14 protein-coding genes and 1 pseudogene are annotated in these 23,718 nt (G+C 37.8%); 1 reads left to right on the top strand and 14 read right to left on the bottom strand.

Going from position 1 to position 23,718, the window contains the following annotated elements:
- Positions 1 to 121: 121 nt before the first annotated feature.
- The 7 genes from hprK to F9U64_RS12585 all read right to left on the bottom strand — a co-directional run bounded on the left by hprK (position 122) and on the right by F9U64_RS12585 (position 9,896).
- The gene (hprK, locus tag F9U64_RS12615; protein ID WP_153403982.1) at positions 122 to 1,072 is read right to left on the bottom strand and encodes an HPr(Ser) kinase/phosphatase; all 951 of its coding nucleotides are present in this window, start codon (positions 1,070 to 1,072) and stop codon (positions 122 to 124) included.
- A 286-nt stretch (positions 1,073 to 1,358) separates the two neighbouring features.
- Positions 1,359 to 1,700: a phage holin family protein gene (locus tag F9U64_RS12610; RefSeq protein WP_153403979.1), complete on the bottom strand. Its 342-nt coding sequence runs from the start codon at positions 1,698 to 1,700 to the stop codon at positions 1,359 to 1,361.
- Between the two features lie 171 nt (positions 1,701 to 1,871).
- Positions 1,872 to 2,531 (bottom strand): bacillithiol biosynthesis deacetylase BshB2, encoded by a 660-nt coding sequence (gene bshB2 / locus F9U64_RS12605; protein WP_153403976.1) that lies wholly within the window; start codon positions 2,529 to 2,531, stop codon positions 1,872 to 1,874.
- Between the two features lie 15 nt (positions 2,532 to 2,546).
- The gene (locus F9U64_RS12600) at positions 2,547 to 2,900 is read right to left on the bottom strand and encodes a YojF family protein (protein ID WP_153403973.1); all 354 of its coding nucleotides are present in this window, start codon (positions 2,898 to 2,900) and stop codon (positions 2,547 to 2,549) included.
- 161 nt (positions 2,901 to 3,061) lie between these two features.
- Entirely contained in the window at positions 3,062 to 5,917 is a 2,856-nt protein-coding gene (gene uvrA / locus F9U64_RS12595) for an excinuclease ABC subunit UvrA (RefSeq protein WP_153403970.1), read from the bottom strand.
- Positions 5,918 to 5,923: 6 nt separating this feature from the next.
- Positions 5,924 to 7,909: an excinuclease ABC subunit UvrB gene (uvrB, locus tag F9U64_RS12590; protein WP_153403967.1), complete on the bottom strand. Its 1,986-nt coding sequence runs from the start codon at positions 7,907 to 7,909 to the stop codon at positions 5,924 to 5,926.
- 400 nt (positions 7,910 to 8,309) lie between these two features.
- A complete protein-coding gene (locus tag F9U64_RS12585) occupies positions 8,310 to 9,896 on the bottom strand; it encodes a peptide chain release factor 3 (protein WP_153403964.1) in 1,587 nt (528 codons plus the stop codon).
- A gap of 207 nt (positions 9,897 to 10,103) precedes the next feature.
- Between F9U64_RS12585 and F9U64_RS12580 the strand changes: the two genes are divergently transcribed.
- Positions 10,104 to 13,307, top strand: coding sequence for a DEAD/DEAH box helicase (locus F9U64_RS12580; protein WP_153403961.1), 3,204 nt, complete (start codon positions 10,104 to 10,106; stop codon positions 13,305 to 13,307).
- 183 nt (positions 13,308 to 13,490) lie between these two features.
- On the opposite strand, the gene F9U64_RS12575 is transcribed toward F9U64_RS12580, so the two are convergent.
- From F9U64_RS12575 to secA, 7 genes and pseudogenes are all read right to left on the bottom strand, one after another.
- A complete protein-coding gene (locus F9U64_RS12575; RefSeq protein WP_153403958.1) occupies positions 13,491 to 14,693 on the bottom strand; it encodes a PDZ domain-containing protein in 1,203 nt (400 codons plus the stop codon).
- Between the two features lie 357 nt (positions 14,694 to 15,050).
- Positions 15,051 to 16,532: pseudogene (locus F9U64_RS23650) on the bottom strand (S41 family peptidase).
- A 194-nt stretch (positions 16,533 to 16,726) separates the two neighbouring features.
- On the bottom strand, positions 16,727 to 18,121 hold the full coding sequence (locus F9U64_RS12565) for a murein hydrolase activator EnvC family protein (RefSeq protein ID WP_153403955.1): 1,395 nt from the start codon (positions 18,119 to 18,121) through the stop codon (positions 16,727 to 16,729).
- Between the two features lie 34 nt (positions 18,122 to 18,155).
- Positions 18,156 to 19,049 carry a permease-like cell division protein FtsX gene (ftsX, locus tag F9U64_RS12560; RefSeq protein WP_153403952.1) on the bottom strand — a complete coding sequence of 298 codons (894 nt, stop codon included), beginning with the start codon at positions 19,047 to 19,049 and terminating at the stop codon, positions 18,156 to 18,158.
- Positions 19,039 to 19,725 (bottom strand): cell division ATP-binding protein FtsE, encoded by a 687-nt coding sequence (ftsE, locus tag F9U64_RS12555; protein WP_153403949.1) that lies wholly within the window; start codon positions 19,723 to 19,725, stop codon positions 19,039 to 19,041. The genes ftsX and ftsE overlap by 11 nt, the downstream gene beginning before the upstream one ends.
- A 726-nt stretch (positions 19,726 to 20,451) precedes the next feature.
- Positions 20,452 to 21,553, bottom strand: a protein-coding gene (gene prfB, locus F9U64_RS12550) for a peptide chain release factor 2 (protein ID WP_153403946.1) whose coding sequence is annotated in 2 segments (ribosomal slippage) — positions 20,452 to 21,480 and positions 21,482 to 21,553 — 1,101 coding nt in all. Because the reading frame shifts where the segments join, the coding sequence is not laid out codon by codon here.
- 42 nt (positions 21,554 to 21,595) lie between these two features.
- On the bottom strand, positions 21,596 to 23,718 hold a 2,123-nt coding region (gene secA / locus F9U64_RS12545; protein ID WP_228275704.1), incomplete at its 5' end, for a preprotein translocase subunit SecA.

Here is a 23,718-nt window from a genome sequence, read left to right as displayed (position 1 = left end):
TCGCTCGTCATGAAAGCGAATGTGTGAGTTTTACTTATACTTTGAACTTCAAAATTACTACTACGTCGTTCAACACTTCCTTGCAGTAATTTTATACTTTCCTAACGTGCAAAGAAAAAATTTAATCTAAATCAAATTCCTCTTCTTCCCGCTCACCATGCTGGATCATCTTTGATAATCTTTGAGAAAACTCTTCCGCTGCATTGACACCCATCCGTTTTAAGCGGAAATTCATTGCTGCCACTTCAATAATAACAGCAAGGTTACGTCCAGGTCGAACAGGAAGTGTTATTTTAGGAATATTTATATCAATAATTGGCATTGTCTCTTCTTCCAGACCTAAGCGATCATATTGTTTCTTCTGGTCCCATGTTTCCAGATTAATTACTAAAGAGATTCTTTTGTGGGAACGTACAGATCCTGCACCAAACAATGTCATCACATTGATGATCCCTAAACCTCTAATTTCTAATAAATGTTCGATTAGCGGTGGTGAAGACCCAATCAGCCTATCATAGTCTTCCTGTCTTATTTCCACACTATCATCTGCTACTAATCGGTGACCTCTTTTCACCAGTTCAAGCGCTGTTTCACTTTTCCCGACACCGCTTTGACCAGTAATTAACACACCAATCCCGTAGATATCAACTAATACACCGTGAACTGCAGTAAATGGTGCGAATTTCGCTTCAAGGAAATTCGTTATCCTGCTGATCACCCGTGTCGTTTTATACGGTGAACGCATTAATGGGACACCAGATGCTTCACACGCTTCCACTAATTCTTCAGGAACTTCCATATCACGAGTAATTACAATACCTGGTGTGATATCTGTACACAATTTATAAGAACGATCTTTTTTCTCGTCTTTTGTTAATTCCGCAAAATAGGATAGCTCTGTTTTGCCTAATAGTTGTAACCGGTCCTTTGGATAGTACTTGAAATATCCTGTCAACTCAATCCCCGGCCGAGAAACCTCACTCATAAATATTTCCCGGTGCACGCCTTCTTTTCCTGCAATTAATTCAATGTTAAAACGTTCTAATAGATCTTGAGTACGAACTTTTGCCATCTTTCTTTAGCCCCCAGTCGAAACATCTTTTATCATTAGGAATCCTGTTATTATTTTCGTTCTATTAAAAATTATAACAACCGTTTCTATTGTAGCACTTTTTCGGAAAATTCGTTAGGTTTCTTTAAGAAAAACTCCCATTCGCTGTTTTTCTCCCGAGTCCAGCAGTTCTTCTTCTGTCTGGATATGGACTTTGTGAATAAAAGCGAGAATTTGAACAGTGGAGATTATTACAGAAGGCAAGCGTGTAATAAACAAAAAATCGAGCGGAAACGAACCGCACGATTTAATCCTTTACAAGTTTATTAATAAAAATATTGAGAATGGAGAATAAAATTGCTGCTATAACAGCTGTTCCGAACCCGTTAATAATAAAATTATCTCCCATGAATGCCTGTGTTAACATAAGGGTGACAGCATTAATGACTAGCAAAAATAATCCTAGTGTTACAATCGTAATAGGTAACGTTAATATGACTAAGATTGGTTTCACGATCGCGTTCAATACAGCTAAAATAATGCTGGCAATAACAGCAGCTAAAAAGCCATCTATCGTAATTCCGTCAAACAAATAATCGATTAACATTAATGCTAGTGCATTTAATATTAGGGAAAGCAACCACCTCATCTTATTCCCCCCCTCTCAACTATTTGGATAGCAAATAAATGATCTATTTTAGTGTTCATTTTTTCCTCCTTAAAAACAATCTGTCGTTTGCAATGTATGTGTTTCTTATTATTAATATTCCACTCCATCATTTATGCAAACGAATTTTTATTCAAAGAGAAAATAGGATATTTATTCAAAATCCCAGATATAAAAGGATTCCCTTCCAAGCCATGTTTGGGCTGCAAGTTCAATATCTTCTTCTTCATTTCTCACTTTGGAGAGCATCCCGTCAGCCTGTGATTTATGTGCGAGAATACTTGCAAATTTCTTGCGGAAGACTGATGTTACATCATTCTGAACCTGCGGCTGGCCAAGTACTTCTAAATGATCATTGCTGATTGCCTGTGCCCAAACGGCTGGTCGTTCTTCCTCTGGCATCATCTCCACTGCCCGAATAGCTGCAGCTCCAAACGCATCATGGTCTGGATGCACCGCATAACCTGGATAATGGGTGATCACAAGCGATGGTTTAATTTCTTGCAAGTAGGAATTCAGATGCTTAGCAACTTCTTCCCTTGATTCAAATTCCAATGTTTTATCGCGATAGCCTAACATTTCTAATTTCACATCTAAAACTTCACAAGCTTTAATCAGCTCTTGTTTACGGATTTCCGGCAAAGTCTCTCTTGTTGCAAATGTCGGATTCCCCATGTTTCTTCCCATCTCTCCCAATGTTCCACATAAATAAGTAACAGGAATGTCTTTCTCTCTGAATGTTGTAATTGTACCTGATGCTCCAAATGCTTCGTCATCTGGGTGTGGATAAATAACGACAACGTGTTCACTCATTATTTTTGCTCCTTTCTAATAGTGGAATGGTGTTTCACTTATTTGCAGTGCCACCATTAAGCGGCCTTCCCGATCATGCCCTGCCATCAATAAGCTTCCATTTTCATTTATTTCGTACTTGTTAACACCTTCAGCATATATCCAGCCAATTTCCAGCTTTAATCCTACTCTATATGTAGACTCAGCACCAACAACTTTCCCGCGTTCATACTGTACTTTTGCATTTCGTATAAATGCACCGACATTATAAGAATCTTTATTAAAGTGACTGGCATATGCACCATTAGTCGTTTCTAAATGAACGTAGACTTGTTTGTTTGCTCGTTCATCTATTTCTTGCTGCAACAAATTTATATCAATTGGTTCCATTGTTTCAACCTCCTTTTTAACATTTACCTATAATATTTTATCACAGTATTCAGGGATTAGCTTGGATGGTGTTTGGCCTTATTTTTGACAGGATTTCGTTTAGCAGGTGGGTAATGTAAAATTTTTTTCCTATAATAAAAAGACTGCCACTGGGGCAGCCTTTAGTTTGTCACTTTTTCTCCCATTCTTTCACGGTCACGATCCAGAATTGGTTTTAAATAGCGGCCGGTATGGGATGCTTCTACTTTTACTATTTCCTCCGGTGTTCCAGCAGCAACGATTGTTCCTCCTCCATCGCCGCCTTCTGGGCCTAAATCAACAATATAATCAGCTGCCTTTATAACATCAAGGTTGTGTTCTATTACTACAACGGTATCTCCATTTTCCACTAACCGCTGAATCACAACTAGTAATCTGGAAATATCATCAACATGCAAGCCTGTTGTTGGTTCATCTAGTATATATAATGACTTTCCATTGGATCGACGATGTAACTCACTGGCAAGCTTAACACGCTGTGCTTCCCCGCCAGACAACGTCGTAGCAGGTTGGCCCAGACGAACATATCCTAATCCAACATCAAAAACAGTTTCCAGTTTCCGCTTAATTTTCGGTATATTTTCGAAGAATGTTAATGCTTCTTCAATCGTCATGTCTAATACATCTGCAATTCTTTTCCCTTTATATTTTACTTCTAATGTCTCCCTGTTATATCTTTTTCCTTCACAAACCTCACAAGGGACATAAACATCTGGCAGGAAATGCATTTCAATCTTAATGATCCCATCTCCACGGCATGCTTCGCAACGTCCGCCTTTTACATTGAAACTAAAACGGCCTTTTTTATAGCCACGGACTTTTGCTTCATTTGTCTGCGCAAATACATCTCGAATGTCATCAAAAACACCTGTGTATGTTGCCGGATTTGAACGTGGTGTACGGCCAATTGGTGACTGATCAATATTAATTACCTTATCCAGATAGTCTATTCCTTTAATTTCCTTATGCTTGCCGGGTTTTTGTTTTGCCCGGTGTAATCTTGCTGACAAGGATTTAAGTAAAATTTCATTTATTAATGTACTCTTTCCTGACCCTGACACGCCTGTTACTGCTGTAAAGAGACCAATCGGAATTTCGGCATTTACATCTTTCAGATTATTTTCTTCTGCCCCGATAATCTCAATAAAGCGGTCGCCTGCCTGTTGCCTTTGTTTCGGAAGCGGGATAAATTTAGCTCCACTTAAATATTGACCTGTCAATGAGCTTTTCTTGTTCATTACTTGCTTTGGCGTACCCTGTGCAACAATCTGTCCGCCATGCTCACCGGCACCTGGTCCAATATCGATTAAATAGTCAGCTGCCAGCATCGTATCTTCATCATGTTCTACAACGATTAAGGTGTTTCCTAAATCTCGCATGCGTTCCAATGTCTGTATAAGACGATCATTATCACGCTGATGCAGTCCGATTGACGGCTCATCAAGAACATATAGTACACCTGTTAAAGCAGAACCAATTTGTGTAGCCAATCGAATCCGTTGTGCCTCTCCACCTGACAAGGAGCCTGCTGAACGGGAGAGTGTTAAATAGTCAAGCCCGACATTTGTTAAGAAAGACAAACGGTCATCTAATTCACGAATAATCATGGCAGAAATCTGCTGTTCTTTCTCAGAGATCTGTAATGTTGTGAAAAACTGATGAGCTTCTGTTACAGACATTGCAGTTACTTGTCCAATGTGTTGATCATGGACTTTCACAGATAAAGCTTCCTGATTTAAACGGTAACCTTCACACGTTGGACAAGCTTTATTTGTCATATATTTTTCCATTTGCTCCCTGATAAAATCAGAAGATGTTTCTTTATAACGGCGTGCAATATTATTTAACACACCTTCAAAATATATATCATTTTCCCTTGTCATTCCATAATCATTCTCATAGCGGAAGTATATTTTCTCCTTGCCGCTTCCATATAAAATCTTGTCTAGTTGGCCTTTCGGCAATTTATGGACTGGAACATCCATATCAATTCCGTAATGATCACAAACACTTTTTAAAAGCTGCGGATAATACTGTGAACTGGTTGGTTCCCATGCCATGATTGCACCTTCGTTTAAAGATAAATCCCGATTAGGAATAACCAGATCAACATCCACTTCCAATTGTGACCCCAGTCCATCACAAGTTGGGCAGGCACCAAAAGGGCTGTTAAATGAAAAAATTCGCGGTTCTAATTCATTAATTGAAAAACCACATATGGGACAAGAATGTTTTTCACTAAAAAGCAGTTCCTCTTGTCCGATCACATCAACGATTACTTTTCCATCACCTAACCGTAATGCCGATTCGAGGGAATCAGACAGTCTTGATTGAATTCCATCTTTAACAACAATTCGGTCAATTACCACTTCAATCGAATGTTTCTTGTTTTTATCCAGCTGGATATCATCACTAATCTCCCGCATTTCACCATCCACACGTAAACGGACATACCCCTCTTTTTGTAAGTCTTCTAGTGTTTTTACATGTGTTCCTTTTCTGCCAGATACGACAGGGGCTAATATCTGCAGCTTTGTTCTTTCTTCATATTCCAAAATACGATCAACCATTTGTTCGACTGTTTGTGAGGTGATCTCCACACCATGTATAGGACAGTATGGGTGCCCGATCCGTGCAAATAACAGTCGCATATAGTCATAAATTTCTGTTACCGTACCAACAGTTGAACGCGGGTTTCGACTCGTTGTTTTCTGATCAATCGAAATGGCAGGTGATAAGCCTTCAATTGAATCAACATCAGGCTTATCCATTTGACCTAAAAATTGGCGAGCGTAGGCTGACAATGATTCAACATAACGTCTTTGACCTTCAGCATAAATCGTGTCAAATGCCAGGGAAGACTTGCCAGAACCCGATAATCCTGTTAACACAACCAATTTATCTTTCGGAATATCGATCGAAATGTCTTTTAAATTATGTGCGCGTGCACCTTTAATCGAAATGGTTTTCTTTGCCATTATTGATCACCCTTCTGCTCTCAGTTCTAAAACTAAATCACGAAGCTCTGCAGCACGTTCGAAGTTTAATTCCTTTGCCGCCTGCTTCATCTCTTTTTCCATTTGTTCGACTAACTTGTCTTTCTCTTTCTTTGTCATATCTTTTAGTTTTGGTGTTTCTTCACCATAAGCCGCTTCAGTCTCTGCAGCCATTGTCGCTCTAATTACATCTCGTACTTCTTTCTTAATTGTCATCGGTGTGATGCCATGTTCAATGTTATATGCTTCCTGCTTTTCTCGACGACGGTATGTCTCATCAATTGCTTTTTGCATTGAATCCGTCATTTTGTCAGCATACATGATAACTTTTCCATTTTCATTTCGTGCAGCACGGCCCATTGTCTGGATCAGAGAACGTTCTGATCGTAAAAATCCTTCTTTATCCGCATCCAGTATGGTTACTAAGGAAACTTCCGGGATATCTAAACCTTCTCTTAACAAGTTAATCCCGATGAGCACATCATATTTACCTACCCTTAAATCACGAATGATCTCTATTCGCTCTAACGTTTTAATCTCGGAATGTAAGTATGCAACTTTCATTCCAATTTCCTTCAGATAATCGGTCAGATCCTCTGACATTTTTTTTGTTAAGGTTGTTACTAGCACTCGTTCATTTCTTGTTATCCGCTGATTTATTTCACCAATTAAGTCATCGATCTGTCCCTCAATCGGCCTTACTTCCACTTCTGGATCCAACAAGCCTGTTGGGCGAATAATCTGTTCTGTCATTGTTGGAGTGTGCTCCAATTCATATGGACCTGGGGTTGCGGAAACAAAAATAAACTGGTTAGCTTTTTTCTCAAATTCATCAAACGTTAATGGCCGGTTATCCATAGCTGATGGAAGCCGGAATCCGTGATCAACCAATACTTTTTTACGTGCCTGGTCTCCATTATACATACCACGAATCTGCGGTAATGTAACATGGGACTCGTCAATAACAATTAAAGAGTCTTCAGGGAAATAATCCAGTAAAGTATATGGTGTTGAACCTGCTTCTCTTAATGTCAGGTGTCTGGAGTAGTTTTCAATTCCCGAACAAAAGCCCATTTCTGCCATCATTTCCAGATCATAATTTGTTCGCTGTTCTATTCTTTGTGCTTCCAGCAGTTTGTCTTCTTCACGGAGTTTCGCCAGCTGTTCCTTTAATTCTTGCTTAATGTTTTCCATCGCTATTTTCAACTTTTCTTCACCTGTTACGAAGTGGGATGCAGGGAAAATAGCAATATGCTCTCTGTCGCCAACGATTTCACCAGTTAATGCATCGACTTCACGGATTCGATCAATTTCATCACCGAAAAATTCGACACGAACACAATGTTCTTCTCTTGATGCAGGGATAATTTCTACGGAATCCCCGCGCACCCGGAAAGTACCACGTTGAAAATCAATATCATTTCTTGCATATTGAATATTAACTAGCTCACGTAATAGATCATCACGTTCTTTAGTCATCCCTACTCTCAATGAAAGCACTTGATTGCGGTATTCTTCTGGGGAACCTAAACCATATATACAGGAAACACTTGCTACGATCAGCACATCTTTACGCTCAAACAATGCAGATGTTGCAGAGTGTCTTAATTTATCTATCTCATCATTTATGCTCGCATCTTTTTCAATAAAGGTATCTGTTGATGGAACATAAGCTTCTGGCTGGTAGTAATCATAATAGCTGACAAAATATTCAACCGCATTATTCGGGAAAAATTCTTTGAATTCACTATACAATTGCCCTGCCAGTGTTTTGTTATGTGCAATCACTAATGTTGGCCGATTTATTTCTGTTACCACATTTGAAATGGTGAAAGTTTTACCAGTACCTGTTGCGCCAAGTAATGTCTGGGCACGTTTATTTTCATTGACACCTTTCACCAACTCTTTGATAGCTTTTGGCTGGTCACCTTGTGGCTGATATGGCGCCTCCAACGAAAAAGTATTTTGCTCCATCCTTTTACCCCCGTTTCTCAATAATTCTATTATACATCAATCCGCTGTAAAAAGCGAACAAATATTCGTTTTCATTTTTCATCCATTTTCATTATACCCAAACATTGGAAGGTGTTAAAAGAGAAATGAATTATTAGTTAGATAAGGAAATTCATTATTCTTCATTTTCACCTGTTTTTATAACTTAAAACCGATAATTCCTGTTAGATCATTAAAAAGATAGCCTGGATGTTTTTTTCATAAGAATGCTTGCTTCGGTTTTTAGATTAACTATTGTTGTTATGTCCCAACCTCAAAGCAGGAACCAGTTTTCATTAAAGCAAATAATCCGAACAATCCAATTCATGGATTGTTCGGATTACAGTAAAGGCAAACTGTTTTTGTTACATCATTTATTAAATCATGATGACTGGTCATACTGGTTTACTTCAAACAAATCAATCAATTCTATATCTTCATTTTTGTCAACAAACCATCTTAATGCGAAATCATTTTTAAATAGAACAAGAAATTCATCATCCCGGTCCTTGACTAGTAAGTTTCTCTCATCAAATAACCTGGGATCAACTTGTTCTTTTTTGAGCCAACGCGGAATACGGTCACCTATTGACTCCAGCATGACTTCTACATTGTACTCATTTTTCATTCTGTGCTGGAAAACTTCATACTGCAGCTGTCCGACAGCTCCAATTATATAAGCATCCGTTGGATATCCGCGGAATAATTGGATAGCTCCTTCCTGTACAAGCTGTTCCATTCCTTTTCGAAACTGTTTTGCTTTCATAACGTTTTTCGCTGTTACTCGCTGGAACATTTCCGGCGGGAATGATGGCAGTTCATCGTACTCAAAAGCCTTTTTGCCATCAAGCAATGTATCACCAATCCGATAGGAACCTGGATCATAAATTCCAATGATATCACCTGGATAAGCTTCTTCTACCGTATCACGGGAAGAGGCAACAAATTGCTGTGTCTGTCCTAAACGGATCGTCTTTCCAGTTCTCGCCAATTGAACATTCATGCCACGTTCAAAGCGACCGGAACAAACTCTTAAAAATGCAATTCGGTCCCGATGCTGCGGATTCATATTTGCCTGGATTTTAAAAATAAAACCAGAGAAATCTGGATAATCCGGATGAATTACTTCTTCCTTCGTTCTTCTTGGTCCTGGTGCTGGAGCCAATTTAACAAAGGTATCAAAAAATACTTCCACACCAAATGGTGCGAGTGCACTTCCGAAAAAGACAGGTGTCTGTTCTCCGTCAAGCACTCGTTCTAAAGAAAATTGATCTCCTGCTTCATTTAACAGTTCCAATTCTTCCACAGTTTCCTGATATGTCGGATTCTCTGCAATTGCTTTGTGTTCAGGAAGATTCATATCCTTTAAATCAATATACGTTTCCTCTTCATTACCATTAAACCGAATAAATTGTTCATGATATCTGTCCAATATTCCTAAGAACCCTTTACCCATACCAACAGGCCAATTCATTGGATATGTTTCAATATTTAACACATCTTCAATTTGATCAAGTAAGTCTAATGGCTCCCTGCTTTCACGGTCTAATTTATTTATAAAAGTAAAAATCGGAATGCCGCGCATTTTACAAACTTTAAATAATTTAATTGTTTGTGCTTCGATCCCTTTGGTTGCATCAATAATCATGACAACACTGTCAACAGCTGTTAATGTACGGTACGTATCCTCACTAAAATCCTCATGTCCTGGGGTATCCAGAATATTGACCTTAAATCCTTCATATTCGAAGTTCATTACACTTGATGTAACGGAAATCCCACGTTGTTTTTCTATTTCCATCCAGTCAGATGTAGCGAATTTCCCTGATTTTTTCCCTTTTACCGTCCCGGCAGAACGAATTAAATTCCCCTGTAATAAAAGTTTTTCCGTCATCGTTGTTTTCCCGGCATCCGGGTGGGAGATGATGGCAAACGTCTTTCTTTTTTGCACTTCTTCTTGTAAACCCATTCCATTCCCTACTTTCCATAGCAGTCGTTCTTTCTATTGTACACTTTTTTAGACTTTGATAAAATAGCAGTTTCTTTACAAAATGTCAATCAGGATGGAAACAGCTCGTCTTTCTGTTATAATATAATGATGGTTTGAAAAAATACAATTATTATCATTGATATTTCTAAACGAAAATCTAAGATCGGACAAGGAAGGGATATATCTATGCAACAGATTCCACTTAATGAACAATCGATCCGAAAGCTTACAGGTGATCGTTTTTACCAAAGAGGATTTCAATATTATATAGATGGCAAAGTTTATGGTCTATCATATAACCCCAGCACTAATTCATGGCGGGGATTAGTGAAAGGAACGAAGGTTTATACAATCAGGATTTATTACGATGGCGGAGATAATATTGATACAACTTGTAATTGTAAGGCATTTGAAGCCCACGGTTCGTGTAAACATGTGGCTGCCGTCTTACTTGCGATTACACAAGATGCACAATCTAACAGAAGAAAATTTGCTGTTGATCAGCATACAAACACTACTGCCAATAAACAGCAGACAGACTTATTTGCAAAACAGTTAATGCATACTTTCCGTGAACAGCAGAAGCCAGTGGAAACAATCCAGACAGAATTTCAATTACTACTTACAAAAGCAAATAAAAATACCCAATATGCCATGGCAGTTGAATTAAAAATCGGAGATAAACGTCCATACGTTGTTCGCGATCTTCGAGCCTTTTTTAAAGCATGGATCAATGGAGAAGCTTATAAGGTAAACCACACATTCACTTTTGAACCAGCTGAGCATTTTTTTCATTCTTCAGATCAGGAAATGCTGGAACTGATGGTTTCCTGTTATGAGCAAGAAAAGTTATTCGGAAACAGTTATACACTGAAGATGGAACAGCCACGAAGTATTTACCTGCCACCAAGTGTCAGTGACCAGTTTATCGAAAAACTGCAGCAAACAAATTATCTTTTCAGGCAAGCTGATAACAAGGAGTTTGCATCAGTGGAGTTTAGTATGATGACAGATCAGCTTCAATTCAAACTCGACTATCTGCAATCTGAGACTTATTCATTGGAACTATCTGATTTAACTTCCTATTATTTTCTTAACAGCTATCGCTATTTGATTAAGGATAATCATATTTACAAAGTGGATTATAAACAGAAATTAGTTTTAGAAAAATTATTCCGTATTCTGCCATTGCATGACAAAAAGAAGCAGCAAATATCGCCTACAGAGATGGAGGTATTTGTTCGAAATGTGATGCCTCAATTCGAACAGGTTGGCAAATTAGATATGACAGACAGAATGAAGGAACAATTAAACACTGCACCACTGGAAAGTGCGATATGGATAGACGAGCAAGATGGAGCAATAAAAATAGATATAGCCTTTCAGTATGGGCAAACTACAATCTATCCAATGAACGAAATACAGGAAACCAAAGATATCATCAAACGAGAAACATTAAAAGAACAGCACTTACTTCAAATGCTGAGAGAACTTGGCTTTATGGAAATAAATCAGGCATTGTTTTTATTCCATGAAGATTCTATCTATTATTTTCTTCATGATAAATTAGCGGAATTAGAGCAATTTGCCTCCGTCTTTTTGACACAACAAGTAAAGAACATGCTGCTTACCGAACATTATTCCTTACAAACATCTGTTGACTATCGCCTCTCTGAAGGAATGCTGGATATTTCATTCGATATAGAAGGAATCTCTGGTGAGAATATATCTAATATCCTGCAAGCATTAGTAGAGAAAAAAAGATATTACAGGATACCGAACGGCGCCTTAATTCGACTGGATTCTGAAGAGTTTGAACCATTTCATCAGATGCAGGATAATTTCCAGCTGACCAAAAAACAACTGCAGCAAGGCAGTGTTTCCATTCCAGCCGCCAGAAGTTTTCAAGTCGAAGAAATGTTCGAAAAAAGCAAACATAGATTTAGTGAGAACTTCCAGAACATGCTGGATCAGCTAAAAAACCCTGCAACATTGGCTTTTGAAGTGCCACAATCATTACAAGCAGAAATGCGTGAATATCAAATCACGGGATTTCAATGGATGAAAACATTGGCACACTATCACTTAGGAGGCATTCTGGCGGATGATATGGGGTTAGGGAAAACCATTCAAACGATCAGTTACCTATTATCAGAAACAGAAGATGCATCATCAAGTTACCAGGCATTAGTTGTTGCACCAGCCTCATTGTTATACAACTGGAAAAAAGAAGTGGAAAAGTTTGCACCAAGCTTAACTTGTGAAGTCATCGCAGGTTCTAAAGAACAGCGGAAATTTACTGTTAATAATAAGCAGGATACTAATGTCCTCATTACTTCTTATCCAACTTTACGACAGGATTTAGATTTGTATGAAGGAAAAGTGTTAGATTGTATTGTTTTAGATGAGGCCCAAGCGATCAAAAATCATCTGACACAAACGGCAAAAGCTATCAGAAGTCTAAATGGAAAACAATTTTTCGCATTAAGCGGTACACCGATTGAAAATTCCCTCGATGAATTATGGTCCATTTTTCATACAATATCGCCAGGACTTTTTGGCAATAAGAAAACATTTAATCAACTGGATCCAAAATATATAGCGAAGATCACGAGGCCATTTATTTTACGAAGAGTGAAAAAAGATGTATTAGAAGAACTGCCTGAAAAGATTGAGTCTGTTCAATATTCTGAATTAACTCAATCACAAAAAGAAGTATATTTGGCTTATTTAGAAAGAATTCAGCAAAACCTGGATAAATCGATTCAAGAAGGCAGCTTTGAAAGAGGGAAACTGGAAATATTAGCAGGAATCACTCGTCTTCGACAAATATGCTGTCACCCCAGTTTATTTCTTGAAAATTACCAGGGGAATTCAGGGAAACTGGAACAGCTTATAGAACTGATCAAAGAACTACACGCAAAAGGAAAGCGTGCTTTAATTTTCTCCCAATTTTCCAGTATGTTAAAATTGATTGCTGAAACATTAGACCAAAACGGACATCAGCCATTCTATTTGGATGGTTCCACATCATCTGATAAAAGAATGGAAATGACAGAAGCTTTTAATGATGGAGAAAAGGACTTTTTCTTAATTTCATTAAAAGCTGGTGGAACAGGGCTTAATCTAACAGGCGCGGATACAGTCATTCTGTTTGATCTATGGTGGAACCCTGCCGTCGAAGAACAAGCAGCTGGACGTGCACACCGAATCGGGCAGAAAAATGTCGTGCAAGTTATCCGTTTCATTACAGAAGGAACAATTGAGGAAAAAATATATCAATTACAGCATAAAAAACGGGAACTTGTTGAACAGATAATTCAGCCTGGTGAAACGTTATTATCAAAATTATCCGAAACAGAACTACGCGAATTACTTCAGTTCCATTAAACCGATTATTATATAAGAAAAGCGCAAAGCGCCCGTTCTGCCCCGACAAGCTTAAGCGAAACTGCGACGTGGCGATCTTTGCCACATAGCAGGATCGCTTAAGACCTCGAGGGGCAGGCGCTTGGAGCTAGACATCTCCGTTTATACTTTCTTGACTGACCAAAAAACCCTGAGCAGCTTTGCTCAGGGTTTGCTATATGCCTGTTCTGTACTCCAGTCGATTGGATCATTATCTTTTACTAAAATAACCCCTAACTCATGATGATCATCTTCAAAAAGAGGACTTTGGCTAAAACGAATCTCCCCATTAAGGTCTTTAATCACCAATTTACAAAAGGCACGATTTAACTGAATCGCATGATAAAATTCATGCTCATTTGAAACATTCATTCCATTAACCTTCACAATCCTTTCACCAGGTTCCAACTGTAAATGATCCGCAGTTGAATTCGGAAGCACTCCTAACACAAAAATACCTTCCCCTCCCAGTTGAAAGACCGGATGCTGATTCTGGTCATAGCTTCTGAACCAATACTGAATGGCCAAACGACCAAGAATAGCGGCAGCACTGCCAATGAGGATAAATATCTCGTAAAAATAACTTGCCATGGATAGTACAAGTAATAATCCTGCTAAGAAAAAGACTTTAGTCGCAATCCATTTTGCTGCATGCTTAGGAATTGAATTTCTGATGGCATGTTCAAACCCAATAACATACGGGATGAGAATGAATCCAAAAGATTCACCATTAATTTCCAGGAATGGAAACCATGGAGCAAACGGTTCAATAAGGCCTGCCGGAAGCAACCCAAAGAATGGGATAATTGCTAATCTTTTGATTCGGTGACGACCTAGAAATTTTCCTCTTAAGCTTTTCGTTATTTCAGGATAAGAATTCATCCTGTTCGTCCTCAATAAGAGCATTCCCTCTACTACTAACAACAGAGCAATCAGAAATGGTATGTAAATAAAATTAACTTCTTCAAAGCTATTAATCCAGTCAGCAGGTAAAAAGGTGAAGTTGGCTTGCATTAAGCATAAAGCTGTGATATAGCCAAAACCTAAAATATAGCTTGCGGACAGGAAAAAGAATCGTCTCAACATTGAGAAAACGACAATAAATAAGGAAAGTATACCTAATAATGGCCATGTAAACACAAAACCTATACTAATGGAAAGGATTGACAAGATTATTCCCGTTATGAAAGAAATAGCCCATGTTTGTTTTTGTTCATCAAAATAAGGATATACCTTGATCCCAAATGACTCCCGATCCCGTTTCACCCTGTAATATCCGCTTACAAGCAGTAAAACAAGAAACAAATAAAGTGATGGTTGGGCAAACATGCGTAAAATTCCGTAAAGTATTTCCAATAAGTACTCCATTCTTCCATACCCCTCTCTACCAGCGAACTTACATTTATAATCTATATTATGCTTAAAAATACTAGTTTTGGCTACCCCTATTTTGAAATCTATCACAGTCTCCCTAATTACGACAAATTTAGATTTAAAAGCACTTAGGAGTCGGATAGATTTCTCCACTGTGAATATATCTACTGTTAGAAATACTCGCATTCGCTCATCCTTTAGCGAATAGGTTAGTTTTTCTTATACTTGAAACTTCAAAATTTCTACTACATTGACCAACACTTCCTTGCAGAAAATTTATACTATACGGAAGTGTAAAAAGAAACAGTACCCTATAGCTATATTAATACCATAGGGTACTGATGTTGTGGTTTATTTAGTTAAGACTTCAATCGCTTTTTCTAACTGAGCATCATCTGCACCACTACGGACTTTCTCAGTCAAAACTGTCTGCAGGACTTCTGCTGTTTGTTTGTCAACTTCACCGGTAACTTCTAAATTATTATCGGCCTGGAAAGCTTCAACTGCTTGCTTTGTTCCTTCATCGAAATATCCGTCTAATCGTCCAGGGTTGTAATCAAGTCCTTCTAACATTAACTGAATGTCTTCAATGCCAGGATCACTTTCATTATATGCAAATGGATCATCTTCTACTTGAACAGGGTTGGCATAGTAATAGTCAGGCATTTCCTGTTTAATAGTCGGTTCCACACCCTTTTCATGTATCCAGTTTCCTTCTGGCGATAACCATTTAAAACGTGTAATTTTAATTGTACTGTTATCACCCATCGATACAGTTTGCTGAACAGTACCTTTACCAAAAGAGGTTGTTCCAATCACATCGTAATTCATTGCTTCCTTCAATTAAACAGCAAGAATCTCAGAAGCTGATGCACTGCCCTCATTAATTAATGTTACTACAGGATAATCCTTGCCTGTCTCTAAATCAGAAAAATATCTGGACTTTTTGCCGGTTGGATCTTCAATTTGCAGATATGGTGTATCTTTCGTTACAAACAACTTCAGAATCTGCTCAACTGATGGCAGCAAACCACCAGGGTTCCCCCTCACATCAATAACTAATCCATCCATTCCCTTACCTTCCAGCTTGTCTAGCGCTGAAACAAAATCTGCTGCTGTTTTTTCAGAGAATGATGTTAACTCAATTATACCGATCAATTTGCCATCCACTTCTTTTTCTTCGACATAGACTGTTTGTAATGGAATAGCATCTCTCTTAATGTCTACATTAATAATCTCTTCTACACCTGGTCTCCTGACTTCCAACGTCACATTAGAGCCCTTTTCGCCGCGGATTTGGTTTACCGCTTCATATAAATCCATTCCTTCGAGACTTTCTCCATCTACTGTTCAGATTTGGTCATTGGGCTTTAAACCTGCTTTTTCAGCTGGAGAATCCTTTATTGGTGCAACAATTGTTACATTCCCATTTACCAAGGAAACTTCTGCACCTATTCCTTCAAAAGATGATTCTATTTGTTCATTGAACTGCTTCATTGTTTCCGCATCCATATAGACACTATAAGGATCGTCTAATGACTGCAGCATCCCTTGAATAGCACCTTCAATCAGTTGACTATCATCAACTTCCTCCACATAGTTTTCTTTAATGACTGTGAAGGCATTCACTACTTTTGACATCTCACCCATATTTTCTTCCAACACTTCCTGCTGATCTGCCAACTGTAATAATAAGTCTCGATCAGTACTTGCTAAACTGTCACTGCCACTTGTATTTCCGAAGAATAGTATACCTATAGTAAACGTACCTGCAGCACCAATGACAACAGCAATAATCGCTATTAAAGCAATATACCTTTTCTTTATATTCATTATTCCACCCCAAACTGTTGCATTCTTTAATACATTCTATGTAAAAATGTATTTCTTAATAATATATTATGAACGTTTAAAAAAGACATCACAAGTATTTTGTGATGTCTTTTTATATTTCTTTTTTATCACAGCGTTAAATATTCGAACAAGTATCGCTAATGATTGTCAGGAGTGAAGATAACCCACTGATATTAAGGCAGATAATTAATCGGATTTACCCCACTATGATAACTCCAGCTTCCATTATGAACTTCAAAGTGTAAGTGACTGCCGAAAGACTGTCCTGTATTACCCATTCCTCCAATCTGTTGCCCCTGGGAAACAGACTGTCCTAATGAGACACCAATACTGCTTAAATGTGCATAAACAGTTGTTAAATTCAAATCAACATGATAAATATAGATAACATTACCGTAACTTGGTGAATAATTTGCTCTTGTAACAACACCAGAGGCTGCAGCATGTACTGGTGTTCCAACACTGTTTGCTATATCCAGACCGTAATGGAAACCACCGCCATTAAATGAACGGTACCCATAGCCTGAGCTTTGTCTGCCCGTTGTTGGCCAAATTAAACTTCCATTTCCCCCGGCAGATAAGCTGCCTCCAGTTGAACCAGAATTTCCTCCTGAAGAATTTTGCTGCTGTTGTTGTTCTTGTCTTTTTTGATTAATTTTCTGCTGTGCATCCTTTTTCGCTTTTGCTATGATGGCAGCTTGATTATTCAATGTTTCCTGTTGTTCGGCTAATGACATTTGGTGACTATGTAGTTCATCTTCCTTTTGTTCTAAATTAGCCATCAATTCTTGTTTTTTATTCATTTGCTGATCAAGGGTTGCTTTGATTTCATCTAATTCCGCTTTTTGAGACTCAAGGCCTGCCTTTTTGCTTTCTAATTTACTTTTACTAGCCTTTAATGATGCTTGTTTTGCTTCTACTTCTTTTTTATTTTCTTCAACCTCGATCTTATTTTGTTCCAATTTCTCTTTATCTGCTTGCTGCTGGTCCATGATTTCCTTATCTGAATCCATTATGGTGTTAACAGCAGTCGCGCGATTGATAAAATCTCCAAAACTCTGAGCTCCAAGGATAACTTCTAGATAATTTATATTCCCGCCATTTTGTTGAATTGATCTTAGTCTGTTTTTAAGCAAATCTTCTCTCTCTGCAATTTTCTTCTGCAGTTCTTTTATTTCCGCTTGTAATGCTTCGATTTCTTCTTTTAATTTTGAAATTTCCTCTTCTGTCTTATTAATCTCACTTTCAGTAACTGCAATTTCACTGTTTGTTGCTTCAATTTCATTTCTCTTTGTCGTTAATTTATTCTGAGTATCTGTCAGTTTACTGTCAATAGAAGCAATTTCATTATTTGTTTGAGCTTGTTTTTCCTGATTTGCTGCTATTTCTGCTTCTGTTTCCTCTACTTGATTTTTAACATCTCCGGCTTTATTCTGAATCGATTGCTGATCCTTTTGTAATTCATTCACTTTATCTTGTAGTTCATTAATAGTTTCTGCAGAGACTGAAGTAGTAAAAACAGTAAATGCAGCAATGACAGAAACAATTAAGTAGAGATTTTTTTTCATTTGATTACTCCTCTTCCTGGTTTTCTTCTTTCTGCTATACCTTTAAGAATTTACGAACGCTCATTAAACTTCCCCAGACACCAATACATACACCAATTCCTAAGATAATCCCGGCAATTTGGAAGGCAAATGGATTAAACGGTAATAATTGAATAAAGTTAAATTGCTGGATCGTTATGCCACTGTTTGCTAAATAATAATATCCAATCATAATGATGAGAATAGGAATAATACTGCCTAAAATCCCAAGAATCATCCCTTCGACAAAAAATGGCCAACGAATAAAATTGTTTGTTGCTCCAACTAGCTTCATAATTCCGATTTCCTTTTTCCTGGCAAGGATGGTGATTTTAATAGTATTAGAGATAAGGAAAATCGCTGTAAATAATAAAGCAAATATTAAAACTAGCCCCACATTCCTTGCATATTCGTTAAAAGTAAACAATTTATCAACATAATCCTGACCGAAGTTAACACTGTTGACATTATTCATTTGCTGAATCTTATTGGCTACTAATTCTGTATCAAGAGGATCTGTTGTCTGAACAATAAAGGCATCATTCAAAGGATTGTCTTGCTCATACAATGTCCAGGCCTGTCCTTGTTCCCCCATACTTTCTATCAGATTATCCAATTCCTCTTCTTTTGTTATAAACTGGACGGTATCTACTTCGGGAATAGCTTTAATATCTGCTTCAAGCTGATTGACATCAGCTTCTTCAGCCGTTAATTCGATCAAGGCTTTTATTTGTACATCATCTTCCAACTTATTAGCTATATGATTTAAATTCAGGATAACAACAAGAAACACACCGACAAGAATTAATGTAGTTGTCACAGCCCCAATGGAAGCTATTGTCATCCAGCTATTTCGCCATGTATTGCGCGTACCTTCTTTTAAGTGTCTTTTTAACGTACTAAACTTCATAACCATATTCTCCCCTATGTTCATCACGTACAATTGTGCCATCTTCCATAGCAATTACTCTTTTTCTTACAGTATCAACGATCTCTTTGCTGTGTGTAGCCATTATGATCGTTGTTCCACTGGCATTAATTTCTTCAAGAATCCGCATAATTTCCCATGAGGTATCTGGATCCAGGTTACCTGTAGGTTCATCAGCTATTAATATGCTTGGCCTGTTTACAATGGCACGAGCGATAGCGACCCGTTGCTGTTCCCCGCCTGAAAGCTCGTCCGGTATAAATCTTGCTTTATTCTTTAGTCCTACCTGGTCTAGAACCTTCATTACCCGTGCTCTGATATTTTTGGGACTTTCCTCTATTACTTCAAGAGCAAATGCAATATTTTCATAGACTGTCAGTTTCGGCAGAAGACGGAAGTCCTGATAAACTACACCAATACTTCTTCTAAAGTAAGGGACATCTTTCCATTTTAATTTGCTTACATCTTTATTGTTAACGGTGATTGTACCTTTCATCGGTACCTCTTCACGAAACATCAGTTTAGTAAAAGTAGATTTACCTGCCCCACTGTGTCCTACTATGTATACAAATTCTCCTTGTTCGATCTTCACACTAATTCCATTCAGTGCAACGACACCATTGGGATATGTCATAAATACATCTTGCATTTCTATCATATCATTCTCACCTTTTATCTAATTTTAGTCATATATTTTCATTTCCTGCATAAAAACAACAATTTTCGTCTCACAATTTTCATTATAACAAAAATACAGCTATTTTTCGGCTAAATTTTTATTACAATTTCATTTCGTTTATAGTTACTTTTTACCTAGTTCTTTTGAATCCTTTTTTATAAAAATGTTACGGTTTCCTTTGCTGATTACACTGCTTAATTTAAAAAAATTATTACTGACAAGTCCCTCTGCAGTGGTAAAAATAAGCAATTATTCTCATAACATATAATACCATCTATCATAAAAAGCAACAATAGGATTAGCGATATTAAGCTATATTTATGATAAATAAGCACTAATTTTCTTTACATAGAGTTAGATATATTTTAATTAAGAATGACAATTTTTGACAAAACTTTGTGAATATTGACTGAATTAAAGGAAAAAGCAGAGTATTGAATACGACAAAGTTATCTGCAGGTTTGAATCTTGAAATTTAAGAAGGAGTGCAGTTATAAAAATAGGAGGAGAGCCTTATTGGAGTAGTAAATCAAATAGGGGCTGGGACATCAGTAAAACAAGGAATAGAAGCCAACCGATAAAATACCATTGTAAAAATTGATTGATGAACGGTATCAAAATACAAAGACTCCAGCAGGAACAGCATAAGCTGAACATCCCGCCGGAATATGTCTTTGTTTCTGTACCTCTGCCTCATTTTTTTAATTAATTCATCAAAGAACGAAGATAGGCATCGATAAATTTATCAAGTTCTCCGTCCATAACAGCCTGAGTATTTCCTGTTTCATGATCAGTTCGATGGTCTTTTACCATTGAGTATGGATGGAATACATAGGAACGGATCTGACTTCCCCATCCGATTTCTTTCTGTTCACCACGAATTTCATTTAATTCCTGCTGTTGTTTTTCTATCTCTAATTGATATAATTTTGCTTTCAGCATTTTCATCGCTTGTTCTCTGTTTTTAATCTGCGAACGTTCTGATTGACATGTTACGACAGTATTTGTTGGGAGGTGCGTAATACGAACAGCAGAATCTGTTGTATTAACATGCTGTCCTCCCGCTCCACTTGATCGGTATGTGTCTATTTTTAGATCTTCTGTTTTTACATCCAGATCAATATCATCATCAAGTTCTGGCATTACATCACACGAAACAAATGAAGTATGACGTCTGCCTGATGAGTCAAACGGAGAGATTCTCACAAGACGGTGTACACCTTTTTCTGCCTTTAAATAACCATAAGCGTTATGGCCTTTAATTAGTAATGTTACACTCTTGACACCAGCTTCTTCTCCAGGGAGATAATCCAGTGTCTCCACTTTGAATCCTTTTGCTTCTGCCCACCTCGTGTACATTCGTAAAAGCATACTTGCCCAGTCTTGAGATTCTGTTCCTCCTGCACCAGGGTGCAGTTCAAGAATCGCATTATTCTTATCATATGGTTCACTCAGTAAAATAAATAATTCGAATCGATTGAGTGCTTCGGTTAATTGGGTCACTTCTTCTTCTAAATCCTGGTGAAGTTCCTCATCACTTTCTTCTTTTACTAACTCATAAGAAACTTCAGCATTTTCCAGACTTTCTTCATTCTGATCAAATGCCTGGACTAATTCTTTTAATCCGTTAGCCTCATTAATTACTTTCTGTGCTGCCTGCTGATCATCCCAAAATGTCGGATCAGACATTATCTCTTCTAATTCAGCGATACGCGCCCGTTTCGTCTCTAAGTCAAAGAGACCCCCTGAAGTCCGCTAATCGCTTAGCCATTTTGTCAAGTTCTTGTTTAATTTCTACTAATTCCATCTTTCCACCTCATTAAGTTCTCTCTATGAAAAATTCTTGCGCTTAAGCTTTTCCATGGCAGTTTTTATACTTTTTGCCACTGCCACATGGACATGCATCATTTCTGCCCACAGCCTGCGCTTTTACATATGGTTTTTTCACTTTTTTCTTTGCCTGTTCTCCACCTGATACGGTTTGCGTTTCTTTTACGACCGCTTCTCGCTTTAGATTTTCACGAATTTGAGCTTTCATAACATATTTGGCTACTTCTTCATTAATCGATGCAACCATCTCTTCAAACATTGCAAAACTTTCCATTTGATATTCTCTTAGCGGATCATTTTGTCCATATGCACGTAAATGGATACCTTGGCGGAGTTGATCCATTTGATCGATATGATCCATCCATTTCGTATCAACTGTCCGTAAAAGGATAACTTTCTCAAATTCACGCATTTGTTCTGGTGTAAGCTCTTCTTCTTTCTGATCATATTTCGCTTTAACTTTTTCAAGAATCAATGCTCTTGCTTCATCTTTTTCTTTGCCTTTCAGCTCATCTTCTGTAATCCATTCTTGTTCGATTAATGTTGCATGTAAATACTCCGTTAAACCTGTAATATTCCATTCCTCTGGTACGTCCTCAGCCATATATGTGTCAATCGCTGCATCAACCGTTGTCTCAATCATTTGTTCAATGATTTCACGTAAGTTGTCAGAATCAATTACTTCATATCTTTGCTTGTAAATAATTTCACGTTGCTGTCTTAGTACATCATCATAGGAAAGAATTGTTTTACGAGCATCAAAGTTGTTTCCTTCCACCCGTTTTTGAGCAGATTCAACCGTTCTGGAAACTAATTTACTTTCAATTGGCTGAGAATCATCCATACCAAAGCGTTCCATCATTGCTTTCATATTATCCGATCCAAAGCGGCGCATTAATTCATCTTCCATTGACAGATAGAATTGAGTCACACCTGGATCACCCTGACGGCCGGAACGACCACGCAGCTGATTATCGATCCGGCGTGATTCATGTCGCTCTGTACCGATTACCGCTAATCCCCCAAGTTCCTTTATACCATCGCCAAGTTTGATATCCGTTCCACGCCCAGCCATATTTGTAGCAATCGTAACAGCTCCTCTTTGGCCTGCATTTTCGATAATCTCTGCTTCACGATAATGGTTTTTCGCATTTAATACATTATGTTTGACACCAGCTCTGGAGAGGTATTTTGATATTAATTCCGAAGTTTCAACAGCCACTGTACCAACCAAAACAGGCTGGCCGGCCTGGTTTCGTTCTTTAATTTCCTCTACCACAGCTCTGAATTTTCCTTCCATTGACTTGAAAATCAGATCAGCTTTATCATCCCTGATAATTGGTTTATTTGTAGGAATCGCAATTACGTCCATGTTATAGATATTACGAAATTCTTCTTCTTCCGTTTTTGCTGTACCAGTCATACCTGCTAATTTCTCGTACATACGGAAATAGTTCTGGAAGGTGATGGAAGCTAATGTCATGCTCTCATTTTGAATCGGAAGCCCTTCTTTTGCTTCTATAGCCTGATGCAATCCATCACTGTAACGACGGCCTTTCATAAGACGGCCGGTAAACTGGTCAACGATCACTACCTGGTCTTCTTCTACAACATAATCTGTATCTTTGTGCATGGAAATATGTGCTTTTAAAGCTTGATTGATGTGATGAGTCAATGTCACATTATTCAGATCAAACAAGTTGTCAACCTGGAAGAAACGTTCTGCTTTGTTCATTCCTTCTTCTGTTAACTGCACACCTTTTGACTTTTCATCATACGAATAGTCATCTTCATTTTGCAATGTACGGACAAAACTATTTGCCTGTTCGTACAGCGTTGCAGATTTTCTAGCAGTACCGGAGATAATCAATGGAGTTCTGGCTTCATCGATTAAAATGGAGTCAACCTCATCAATTATGGCAAAATGCAATGGTCTCTGTACCATTTGATCTTTATATAACACCATATTGTCACGTAAATAATCAAAACCGAATTCATTATTTGTACCATAAGTGATGTCGGCAAGATATGCTTCGCGTTTCTCATCTTTGGACATCCCGTTCTTATTAAGTCCAACTGTCAAGCCTAAAAAGTCATACAATTTTCCCATTTCTCCGGCATCACGATCTGCCAGATAGTCAT

Source organism: Gracilibacillus oryzae, from assembly GCF_009498735.1.
Lineage (GTDB): Bacteria > Bacillota > Bacilli > Bacillales > Amphibacillaceae > Gracilibacillus > Gracilibacillus oryzae.
This window is presented reverse-complemented; position numbering and strand designations above follow the sequence as displayed.